12 protein-coding genes are annotated in these 11,248 nt (G+C 38.6%); 4 read left to right on the top strand and 8 right to left on the bottom strand.

The genetic code is table 11. From position 1 onward, the window contains the following. Positions 1-147: 147 nt before the first annotated feature. The 5 genes from rplS to LDL79_RS00040 all read right to left on the bottom strand — a co-directional run bounded on the left by rplS (position 148) and on the right by LDL79_RS00040 (position 5,140). A complete protein-coding gene (gene rplS, locus LDL79_RS00060) occupies positions 148-498 on the bottom strand; it encodes a 50S ribosomal protein L19 (protein WP_009779972.1) in 351 nt (116 codons plus the stop codon). Positions 499-633: 135 nt separating this feature from the next. Beyond that, positions 634-1,311, bottom strand: a complete 678-nt coding sequence (gene trmD, locus LDL79_RS00055) for a tRNA (guanosine(37)-N1)-methyltransferase TrmD (RefSeq protein ID WP_225598650.1) — start codon at positions 1,309-1,311, stop codon at positions 634-636. Positions 1,312-1,321: 10 nt separating this feature from the next. After that, positions 1,322-1,936 (bottom strand): hypothetical protein, encoded by a 615-nt coding sequence (locus LDL79_RS00050; RefSeq protein ID WP_167596868.1) that lies wholly within the window; start codon positions 1,934-1,936, stop codon positions 1,322-1,324. A gap of 156 nt (positions 1,937-2,092) precedes the next feature. Further along, positions 2,093-3,541: a glyceraldehyde-3-phosphate dehydrogenase gene (locus LDL79_RS00045; protein WP_225598649.1), complete on the bottom strand. Its 1,449-nt coding sequence runs from the start codon at positions 3,539-3,541 to the stop codon at positions 2,093-2,095. Positions 3,542-3,742: 201 nt separating this feature from the next. Continuing rightward, positions 3,743-5,140 carry a Do family serine endopeptidase gene (locus LDL79_RS00040; protein WP_225598648.1) on the bottom strand — a complete coding sequence of 466 codons (1,398 nt, stop codon included), beginning with the start codon at positions 5,138-5,140 and terminating at the stop codon, positions 3,743-3,745. Positions 5,141-5,273: 133 nt separating this feature from the next. On the opposite strand from LDL79_RS00040, the gene dapF reads away from it, so the two are divergent. The 4 genes from dapF to LDL79_RS00020 all read left to right on the top strand — a co-directional run bounded on the left by dapF (position 5,274) and on the right by LDL79_RS00020 (position 8,505). After that, positions 5,274-6,050 carry a diaminopimelate epimerase gene (gene dapF, locus LDL79_RS00035; RefSeq protein ID WP_225598647.1) on the top strand — a complete coding sequence of 259 codons (777 nt, stop codon included), beginning with the start codon at positions 5,274-5,276 and terminating at the stop codon, positions 6,048-6,050. Beyond that, positions 6,038-6,580, top strand: a complete 543-nt coding sequence (locus LDL79_RS00030; protein WP_167596872.1) for a GNAT family N-acetyltransferase — start codon at positions 6,038-6,040, stop codon at positions 6,578-6,580. Before dapF ends, LDL79_RS00030 begins: the two co-directional genes overlap by 13 nt. After that, a complete protein-coding gene (mltG, locus tag LDL79_RS00025; protein WP_225598646.1) occupies positions 6,570-7,613 on the top strand; it encodes an endolytic transglycosylase MltG in 1,044 nt (347 codons plus the stop codon). The genes LDL79_RS00030 and mltG overlap by 11 nt, the downstream gene beginning before the upstream one ends. 232 nt (positions 7,614-7,845) lie before the next feature. Beyond that, complete coding sequence (locus LDL79_RS00020) at positions 7,846-8,505, top strand: peptidoglycan-binding protein LysM (protein ID WP_225598645.1); 660 nt, start codon at positions 7,846-7,848, stop codon at positions 8,503-8,505. A gap of 49 nt (positions 8,506-8,554) precedes the next feature. Here the strand turns inward: LDL79_RS00020 and LDL79_RS00015 are convergent, their stop codons facing one another. The 3 genes from LDL79_RS00015 to dnaA all read right to left on the bottom strand — a co-directional run bounded on the left by LDL79_RS00015 (position 8,555) and on the right by dnaA (position 11,248). Continuing rightward, a complete protein-coding gene (locus LDL79_RS00015) occupies positions 8,555-9,274 on the bottom strand; it encodes an SAM-dependent methyltransferase (protein ID WP_225598644.1) in 720 nt (239 codons plus the stop codon). A gap of 17 nt (positions 9,275-9,291) precedes the next feature. Continuing rightward, positions 9,292-9,747: a low molecular weight protein-tyrosine-phosphatase gene (locus LDL79_RS00010; RefSeq protein WP_072982402.1), complete on the bottom strand. Its 456-nt coding sequence runs from the start codon at positions 9,745-9,747 to the stop codon at positions 9,292-9,294. A 70-nt stretch (positions 9,748-9,817) separates the two neighbouring features. Further along, the gene (gene dnaA / locus LDL79_RS00005; protein ID WP_072982400.1) at positions 9,818-11,248 is read right to left on the bottom strand and encodes a chromosomal replication initiator protein DnaA; all 1,431 of its coding nucleotides are present in this window, start codon (positions 11,246-11,248) and stop codon (positions 9,818-9,820) included.

Here is an 11,248-nt window from a genome sequence, read left to right as displayed (position 1 = left end):
GTAAATATTCTATATCGTTATCGTAAAATATGCAATTTTTATTATTAACCGTTGATTAACAGGGGTTATCAACAATTGTTGATGATGTACGTAGCAAAAAAAATGCTCTCAATTGAGAGCATTTTTACTATATCTTGAAAGATCAAATTATTTTCTAACTTCTTTAATTCTAGCTTTCTTACCAGTAAGACCTCTAAAGTAGTAGATACGTGATCTGCGCACTTTACCTCTCTTATTGATTTCAATTTTTTGAAGTGCAGGCATATTGATTGGGAAAATACGCTCAACACCTACAGTACCAGACATTTTTCTGATAGTAAAAGTTCTGGTCACTCCAGTACCGCGTACTTGGATTACAACACCTCTAAAGAACTGAGTACGTACTTTTTCACCTTCACGAATTTCATAGTAAACAGTGATCGTATCACCAGCACTAAATTCTGGGAATTCTTTTTTCTCTACAAATTCGTTTTGTACAAAACTGATTAAATCTTCCATTTTTAAGATTTTTTAAAATTGAATAAAAGCAACATTCACGTATCTCGCCAGAGGTTGGTTCTATGAGCGTGCAAATTTACTATAAAAAATAGATTAGACAATTCTCTAAACTATTTTTTTTGAAGAATTTATCCGTTACTCGTTAAGTAGATCAGGACGGCGATTTTTTGTGTGTTTATAGGCCTGCTCTTCACGCCAAGCCTCAATTTTAGGAGTGTTTCCTGAAGTAAGTATTTCAGGGACTTTCCAGCCTTTATAGTCAGCAGGTCGAGTATACACCGGTGGAGCCAGCAAATCATCCTGAAAAGAATCAGTTAATGCTGAAGTTTCATTGCCTAGAACCCCGGGAATTAATCTAATTACCGCATCACACAAAATTAAGGCTCCCAATTCGCCACCACTCAAAACATAATCTCCGATGGAGATCTCTCGAGTTATGAATTGATCACGTACACGCTGGTCAACACCCTTATAATGACCACAAAGGATTATGATATTCTTCTGTAACGAAATGGTATTTGCAATTCCCTGATTAAGCGTTTCTCCATCAGGTGTCATATAAATGACTTCGTCATAATCACGTGCTGCTTTTAGCTCACTTATGCACTTGTCAATAGGTTCAATCATCATAACCATTCCGGCTCCTCCACCATATTGATAGTCATCAACCTGTTTATAAGCGTTGGTAGCGTAGTCTCTAAGGTTATGAAAATGTACTTCAACAAGACCTTTTGCGATTGACCGTTGCATTATAGAAGCCTCAAACGGACTCTTTAAAAGCTCTGGGACAACCGTAATTATATCAATGCGCATAAAAACTGCATTATTTTTTGTTGTTTTTAACCGCTTTGTTGCGCTCGTCCTGTAGTAAACGTCCCATTTTTTGTTCCTTCTCTAAGGCTTTTTTACGATACTCTTCGTATTCGTGCTCAGTGTCGGCTAACTTTTGTCTGGCCTCTTGAGTATGGGCGTTACTTCCTTTAAATTTGAATATAAAGAATACTAGAGCCAGTGCTAAAACAGCAACGATACCCCACATCATTCCCATGTAACCTCCTTTACTCATAGGGATTCCTAAGAAAAAGATAGAGTCTTTTTCTTCTCGGGTTTTGTCAAGAGTGCTTTGTGTATCTTCTAGCGATTTGTTCAACTCGCTGATCTTTGAATCTTGTGTTTGAATCTCATTTTGAAGATTTACAATCTGACCTTTTAAATCATTAATACTATCTGCAGCATTACTTTTAAGTTTAGCTAATGCATTTTGCTTCACTACTTTGTATTCTTGATAATTATTAGAATTTTCAAGTAGATCTTCAAACTGCTGAGAGATTGTATTTACTTTAGGCTCAGCAGGCTGCTCAGTAGTTTGTGTTTCTTGAGCAGAAACTGCTGTGATTGCAAAAAATAGGAGTAAAAAGTTGATTTTTATAGTATTCATTTCAGGCTAGTCATTTTTCTGTTTGTGGGAAAACGGAACGTAATCCTTCTTAGTATATCAAAGGGGCAAAAATAATCAATTCTACGTGTTCTGCTTCCTTTAACTTGATAAAAATCAACTTTTTACTTTAGTAATAAACTTCTGAAAAACAGTATTTTAATAATACGTAAACCTTCTTACTTTTGAAATGTACTTGGCAAGCCTAATTACTTGATGACTGTAGCCATATTCATTATCGTACCAAATATACAACACCACATTTTCTGAATCTGACGAGACCAATGTGGCCTGACTGTCATAAATAGAAGGAGCAGAAGAGCCCACGATATCACTAGACACAAGTTCGTTATTGATAGAATATTTAATCTGCTCTACTAAATCACCTTCTAGCGCATATTTTTTTAAGGTGGCGTTTATCGTTTCAACTGTGGTTTTTTGGTTTAACTTGAGGTTTAGAATAGCTAAAGAACCATTGGGAACAGGCACACGTATCGCATTGGAGGTAAGTTTTCCTTCCAGTTCAGGTAAGGCTTTAGCTACGGCTTTACCGGCTCCTGTTTCGGTGATTACCATATTGAGTGCTGCAGCCCGACCTCTACGGTATTTAGAGTGCATATTATCTACAAGATTCTGATCATTGGTATACGCATGAATGGTTTCTAGATGGCCGGTTACGATCCCAAAACTTTCCTCAATAACTTTTAATACTGGAGTAATCGCATTGGTAGTGCAAGAAGCAGCCGAGACAATAGCCGTTTCATCCGGGTTAACTTGATTGTGATTTACGCCGTGCACAATATTTGGAATTCCTTTTCCGGGAGCGGTGAGCAGTACTTTAGCAACTCCTTTTGCAATTAAGTGCCTACTCAATTGCTCTTGATCTCTAAACGCCCCCGTGTTGTCGATAACTAAAGCTTCGTCAATGCCATATTGCATATAATCAATTTCTTCAGGAGTGTTGGCTGAAATTAGTCTTACGGTGGTTCCGTTGATAATTAAAGCTTCTCTTTCACCATTAACATCAATAGTTCCAGGAAAATCACCGTGAATACTATCACTCTTTAAAAGCGAAGCTCGTTTTTGTAATACCGCTTCGTTAATGGGACCACGAACGACAATCGCGCGAAGTCTTAATTGATTTCCGCTACCGGTACGCGTCATCAGTTCGCGAGCGACCAAGCGACCAATGCGGCCAAAACCATAAAGCACAACATCTTTGGGCGTAATGGTTTCAGCTGAATGCGCTTCTTTTAATTTATGATGAATGAATGCCGTAGCGTCTGCATACTCATTATCTTCAATGTGATATTCATACGTGAGTTTACCAATGTCGAGTTTAGCAGGAGGGAGGTTCACCTGCTGAATTGCTTTTGCCAGTTCAACGCTATCAAAAATTGAAATGGGCTTTTGTACAAATGCTCCGGCGTAAGCGTGTAAATTGAGGATTTCACTTACGTTACGATCAATAAGCTGATTTCTAAAAAGTACGAGTTCTATGTTATTATCGTACCACAGATCACTTATAATCTTAATGAATTCAATAGTGGCGCGGCGTCTGTCGGCTTGAAAAGCAAGCTCTTTTTCATAAGTTGAAGACGTTGTCATAAAATAAAGTGTGTGTTTAAATTTTCGGCAAAGATACTTAACTATATCGTTTGCGTAACGTTTAAATGAAGTAAAATCTTCAATAATGAAATAATAGAGATTTGTAGGTAATAGGTAATTGATTTTGACCACGGTCTATTATTACCAATAAAAAAGCCTTTCCGAAGAAAGGCTTGAAATCATTGAAATATTCAGTATCATTTATTGAAAAATGATCTGTTTTTTCTCTCCTCCTTTACCTACAAAGCTTAAGCTTACCGGTTCGTTAGGATTTTTAGCATTCATAATACGCTTAACATCTGCAACTGATTTTACCGGTTCTTCATCAATTTCAGTAATTACGATACCGTTAAGTCCATAGCGTTTTAATTTATCATTAGTCGCTTGAGCAATAACTACTCCGTTTTTAACACCATATTCTTTTAATAATTCTGAAGAAGCTTCACGCACTTCTAGACCGGGCTTATCAATTACATACGCTTCATACTTTAGTAAAGTAACCGGTACGGTTATGCTTTCACCATCTCGCGTATATGTAACCTGCACCACATCGTTAGGTCGCTTTGCGCCTAAGTAACCTGAAAGGTCAGAGAATTTGCTCACTTTTACATTATCTATTTGAGTGATGATATCACCTTCTTCAAGACCGGCCTTTTTAGCGCCACTTTCAAATTCTACATTAGCTACATAAACACCTTCAACAGCATCCACATCAAGCTGACTAGCTATACTTGGATTAAGACTGGTTCCGCTAACACCTAATATCCCACGTTGCACATCACCATATTCCAAAATGTCTTCAACTATTTTGCGCGCATTGTTAGAAGGTACTGCAAATGCATAACCTACATAACTACCGGTTTGCGAAGTAATAGCCGTGTTAATTCCTATAAGTTCCCCATTAATATTGACTAATGCGCCGCCACTATTACCCGGGTTGATCGCAGCATCTGTTTGTATAAAAGATTGCGGATTAGAATCATACTCGTTAATATCTCTGGCTTTAGCCGAAATAATTCCCGCAGTAACTGTACTTGTTAGGTTAAATGGATTCCCTACTGCAAGTGCCCATTCTCCCAGGCGTACATTATCTGAATCTCCAAAAGGTAAGTAAGGTAAATCTTCATCAGCATCAATTTTAATGAGTGCAATGTCAGCTTTAGGATCTGTACCAATAACTTCGGCTTTAAAAGTTCGGTTATCATTTAAAGAGACATCTAATTCTGTTGCTCCATCGATCACGTGATTATTGGTTACGATATAACCGTCAGCAGAGATGATCACACCACTACCTGCACCTACGAGACCTTTGCGGGTTTCTCCGCCGCCATAAAAGAACTCTTGTAAATTACGCGGCTGTCTTGAGGTTTGTACATTTTTTACGTGTACTACCGCGTGAACCGTACGATCTGCAGCTTCGGTGAAGTCAGCATTTGTACTGCTTACAGGGCGCCCCTCATAAGCTACAGTATTAAAATTAGGACTTGTAGTTAGGTTAGAAACTTCAGTTTTAGACTCATCTTCCAGCAGCTTATATGCTCCCAGAGTAACACCACCACCAACGATGGCAACAAACAATAGGCTTGCAAATTTTTTCATAATACGTTTCTATTTTTTATATAACACTTTAAATACGAGTGACAGTATATCGTGTTGCAGGATTTAACTCGGTCTTAACAAGGTGTAGATTATTCGCTTTATGTATTTTTGCGAAGCTTTTAAAAAACCAGCTATGTCTATACCTTTTTATAAATACCAAGGCACCGGCAACGATTTTGTAATGATCGATAACCGTCAGAACATATTTTCCAAAAATGATACCAAACTGGTAAAGAAGCTTTGTGACCGTAAATTTGGCATAGGCGCAGACGGCTTGATTTTGCTTGAAAACCACGATACACAAGATTTTACGATGGTGTATTATAATGCAGATGGAAATCCTAGCTCTATGTGCGGTAACGGCGGTCGATGCATTGTGGCTTTTGCTAATGAACTTGGTGTAATAAACACTACAACCACTTTTGAAGCGGTAGATGGACTGCACGAGGCACATATAGAAAACGGACTTGTACATCTTAAAATGCAAGATGTAGCTGAAATCAAGGAATTTGATACACATTTGTTTTTGAATACCGGGAGTCCGCATCACGTGCAATGGGTCTCTCAAATTGAAGACTTTGATGTTAAATCTGAAGGTGCAACGTTGCGTTATAGTGAGCTATACGGCAAAGCCGGAAGTAATATTAATTTTGTTGAAGCGAGTACCGATGGATTTCGCTTGCGCACGTATGAGCGTGGAGTAGAGGATGAGACGTTGAGCTGCGGTACAGGAGCAACTGCTGTTGCTTTGGCCATACATAAGCAAGGTAAAGTAGGACAAACAAGCGTGCCTCTTCAGGTTGAAGGGGGTAAGTTGACCATAAGTTTTGAGCCGGAAGGTGAAGGATATAAAAACATTTTTCTCATTGGTCCTGCGCAAAAGGTATTTCAAGGAGTATGGACGGACTAACCCTAAAAGGAGAACTTGTTTATTTAAGGGCATTAGAGCCTGAAGATCTTGATCTCATTTTTAAGATTGAAAATGATGAGGATCTTTGGGAGTTGAGTACCACGTTAACTCCGTTTTCTAAGTTTTTACTTAAGCATTATCTAAAAAACGCACATAAAGATATTTATGAGGCTAAGCAGTTGCGATTGGTAGTCTGTAAAGCCGCAAATGATGAAGCTTTGGGAATGATAGACCTTTTTGATTTTGATCCCAGAAATCATCGAGCCGGACTTGGGATCTTGATTTTCAGCAAGGTTGAACGCGGAAAAGGTTATGGTGCCGAAGCGCTTAAACTTATTACCAAGTATGCATTTAAGCGCTTAGAGCTGCATCAGTTGTACGCTAATATTTTAGAAGAAAATGCGCCCAGTATTAAGCTTTTTGAGAAACAAGGGTTTGAACGTGTGGGTCTAAAAAAAGATTGGACGCGCGTGGGCGGAAGCTTTAAAAATGAATATTTATATCAATTAATACATAACGATGTACATTAAAAAAATTATTGCTGCTACCGCAGTGATCGGGATGATCGTAGGCGGCATCTTTGCTTATACCATTTACGGTAAGTTTTTTTCGCCAAATACTGCATTCAATAATGAAGAGGCACATCTCTACGTAAAAACTGACGCCACATATAGTGATGTTCGAGCAGATTTAGAGCCTTTAATTGACGATATCGAGTCTTTTGATCAGGTTGCTGAGCGTAAAGGATATGTTTCGAATATCAAACCCGGGCATTTTATAATTGAGAGGGGAAGCAATAATAACGAAATCGTCAATGCTATTCGTAGCGGGAATATTCCGGTTAAGATTTCTTTCAATAATCAAGAGCGTTTAGAAAATTTAGCAGGGCGCATAAGTCAGCAGATTGAAGCGGACAGTACAGCACTTCTTGAAGCTTTTACAGATACTGAATTTTTAAAGTCTAATGGTTTTTCAGAAGAAACAGCCTTGACTATGTATTTACCCAATACCTATGAATTGTATTGGAATACAACCGCCGAAGAATACCGTAAGCGTATGTTGACTGAATATAATAGATTCTGGACAGATGCGCGCAAAGCGAAAGCAGAAGCGCAAGGATTAACACCTACTGAAGTTTATGTTTTAGCGTCTATTGTACAAAAAGAAACAGCTAAAAATGATGAGCGTCGCCGCGTCGCCGGTGTCTATTTAAACAGACTTCACAACGGCTGGAAACTTGATGCAGATCCCACCGTTATCTATGCTGTTAAAAAACAACAAGGAGATTTTGATCAAGTAATTAAACGTGTTTTATATAAAGATCTGGAAACAGATTCCCCATACAACACCTATAAATATGGCGGTTTGCCACCGGGTCCGATCTTTATGCCTGACCTTTTGGCGATCAATGCCGTGTTAAATCCTGAATCGCATCAATACTATTTCTTTGTCGCAGACGTTTCTAATCCCGGCTATCATCTTTTTGCAAAGACTGTAGCTCAGCATAATGCAAACAGAAAGCAATATATAGACTGGATCAATAAGCAGGGGATAAACCGATAATTTAACAAATGTTAAATGTTTACATAATCTTCAAAAAGCAGATTTGTAAATGTTAAAATCGGTAATAAAATGTAGCAATCGCTTGAGAATAGCGGGTATTTTGCGAGTTTTATTGACTTTGGGAAAAGCTTAACCAATTCATTATCAATCGCTTGAATTCTTATCGTATATTTGCGCGGTAATATAGGCAGGTATTTCAGTAGCGCGTTACTACCGGTCTGAAAATTATTTTATGACGAAAAACATCGTAAAACTAGCGGCGCTTCCTTCTGTATTCGGGCTTGTGGCATTAAGTATGTCAGTTAAAGATGCAGATAAGCCACGCGAAAATTCTACAGAAGGTTTAGAGTTATTTTATACAGTTCCACAATTTGACGAAGCTGACGCTTCGGTCTTGGACAACACTTCAAATTTAAATCTGGCAACTACCGGTAAATCCTTTACCGGATTTAAAGAAGCCTTAGGATTTAAAGAATCTCAAAACGATTACAAGCGTATTAATCAATTGGGTTATCTAGGAAAATATCAATTTGGTAGAAGTACCTTATTGCTTTTGGGGATAACCGATACTGATGAGTTTTTAAATAATCCTGTGTGGCAGGAGAAGGCTTTTGTGGCCAATGCTTCTCGCAATAAGTGGGTTTTAAGAAAAGACATCAAACGCTTCAATGGAAAGGTGATCAACGGCGTAAAAGTTACCGAATCCGGTATTCTTGCTGCGGCTCATTTAGCCGGTCCCGGTAGTGTAAAGAGCTATTTGCGCTCAGGTGGAGTGGAAGGTTTTAGAGATGCATTTGGAACTTCTATACGCAGTTATATGAAAAAATTTGCTGGATATGATGTTTCATTCATTGAGCCCAACCGAACTGCAAAAGTTAAGCTCGATAGTTAGAACATCGATGCAAAATAAACATTAAAAAAGCGACCAAACGGTCGCTTTTTTAATGTTGTATTATAAATAGTGCCGGGCGCTTATGTAAATCAGGTTTATTTGATTTCCATACCGAAATGGGTTTGGTCACTATAAATTCGGTAGGTAGTGTAATATCGCAAGCAATGCATAATCTGGTGTTCCCGTTAAGCGTATTGCACAATTCATCAAGCATTTTATTGTTGCGGTATGGCGTTTCAATAAAAAGCTGCGCCTGATTATAATCCTTAGAAAGGCGTTCTAAGCGTTTGAGTTCGTTGCGTTTTTCTTTTTGATCAATGGGTAAATATCCGGTGAAGGCAAAATTTTGACCATTCATACCGCTGCTCATCATAGCCATTAATATCGAAGAGGGCCCCACTAATGGAACCACTTGAATGCCTTTTTCGTGAGCGATACGCACCACTTCGGCACCGGGATCTGCAACACCCGGAACTCCTGCTTCAGACATCAACCCCATAGAAGTACCCGACAGGCAGGCATCAAGAAAATTAGGGATTTCTGTAGGATCAGTATGTTTATTTAAGGCATGGAGCTTTAGCGAAGGTTGCGGCTTCTTGGGGCAAATTTGCTTAATAAAACGTCTTGCTGTTTTTTCATTTTCGACGATGTATTGATCAATCGTTTCTATGATATTTTGAACCATTCCTGGCATAACCTCTAAAGGCGGTGTGTCCCCTAAAGTCACCGGAATGAGATAGAGTTTTCCAAATTCAGATTTAATATGCATAGTAGTGGGAGTAAAATTTAGCTAAGACGTTCGGCGATCTTAGTGGTGGCTTCATCAAGCATTTCATAAACGCGGTCAAACCCGCGCTGACTGTCGTTATAAGGATCAGGAACATCAACACGTTCTCCCGGAAAAATTTCATCTAAAATCAGCTGCACTTTAGCTTTATCTTCTTCCTTAGGCGCCTGCGCTACAACATCCTCATAATTGTAATTATCCATTACAAAAATGTAATCATAACGCTCAAAAAAGGCTGGTTTAAATTGCATCCCGCGTTGATCTGTGATGTCTAAACCATTCTTTTGTGCAACGGCAATGCTTCTAGAGTCCGGTAGATTCCCCACGTGCCAATGCCCCGTACCGGCAGAATCTACCTGAAATTTTTCAGCATCTAACTTTGATTTGAGTAATCCTTCGGCAAGTGGTGATCTGCAAATATTCCCCAGGCAAACCATTAAAATGTGCGTTTTCATACTGTGATAGTTAAGAGATTTTCGACTTCTTTAATACTGTTCAGCAGCTTTAGGGAAGCAATAAAAAGTCTTACATCGTAAGCTTTTTATTGAGGTCTTCAACATACTTCCTGAACTGTTTGTCAGTAGCAGAAAGATTGTCAACGGTCTTGCAAGCGTGAAGTACGGTCGCGTGATCGCGTTTACCAATTTGCGAGCCAATACTTGCTAAAGAAGCTTTGGTAAGTTTTTTAGCAAAGAACATAGCCAGCTGACGCGCTTGTACAATATGACGCTTACGGGTTTTAGATTGTAAGGTATCAACATCCATCTGGAAGTAATCGCTTACCACTTTCTGAATGTAATCTATAGAAACTTCGCGCTTAGTATGCTTAACGTAGTTATCAACAATTTTTTTAGCAAGCTCTAGATTGATCTCTTTTCGGTTGAAAGAGGAATGGGCAATAAGTGAAATAATAGCACCTTCTAGTTCGCGAATGTTTGTCTTGATATTATTAGCTAAAAATTCAACAATATCTTCAGGCATTTCTACACCATCTTGGTACAGCTTATTTCTGATGATAGAAACGCGCGTTTCAAAACCTGGCGATTGCAATTCTGCTGAAAGTCCCCATTTAAAACGAGACAATAAACGCTGCTCAATGTCTTGCATATCAACAGGAGCTTTATCACTGGTCAAAACAACCTGTTTTCCGTTTTGATGCAGGTGGTTGAAGATGTGGAAAAATACATCTTGTGTACCAGCCTTTCCTGAAAGTAACTGAATGTCATCAACAATTAAAACATCAATCACTTGATAGAAATGAATAAAGTCATTTCTGTTATTTTTTTTAACCGACTCTATATATTGCTGCGTAAATTTTTCTGCTGAAATATAAAGAACAGTTTTATCTGGGTATCGATCTTTTATCTGAACACCAATAGCGTGTGCTAAATGCGTTTTTCCTAATCCAACACCTCCAAAAATCAATAAAGGATTAAAGGATGTTCCACCGGGTTTGTTAGCAACTGCCATACCTGCCGAACGAGCAAGACGGTTAGAATCTCCTTCTAAAAAGTTGTCAAAATTGTAATTAGGATTGAGCTGCGACTCGATTTCCAGATTGCGAATCCCGGGAATCACAAACGGATTTTTAAGCTCTGGATTTTTATTCTTTAAAGGAGCATCAACTTCCTGCGATTTCATGGTATTAGGACGGTTGGTACTCGGTATTTTTTCGGTAAATGGTTGTTTGTTTCCGTAGGTGTTTTCCATACGGATCACATAGACCAATTTTGCTTGTTCACCAAGCTCTTTTGTAAGAGAAACTTTAAGCAATTTTACATAGTGTTCCTCGAGCCATTCATAGAAGAATTTACTGGGTACCTGTATGCTTAATGCGTTATCTGTAAGTTTAACCGCTCGTATAGGTTCAAACCAGGTTTTGTAGGCCTGCGGGGTTATATTGTCCTGAATAAATGAGAGACAATTATCCCATACTGTTTGCGCAGTCATACTCAT

Origin of the sequence: Leeuwenhoekiella palythoae (assembly GCF_020310025.1) — a bacterium.
GTDB lineage: Bacteria > Bacteroidota > Bacteroidia > Flavobacteriales > Flavobacteriaceae > Leeuwenhoekiella > Leeuwenhoekiella palythoae.
Note: the sequence above shows the minus strand (reverse complement) of the source record. Positions and strands in the feature narration are given on the sequence as shown.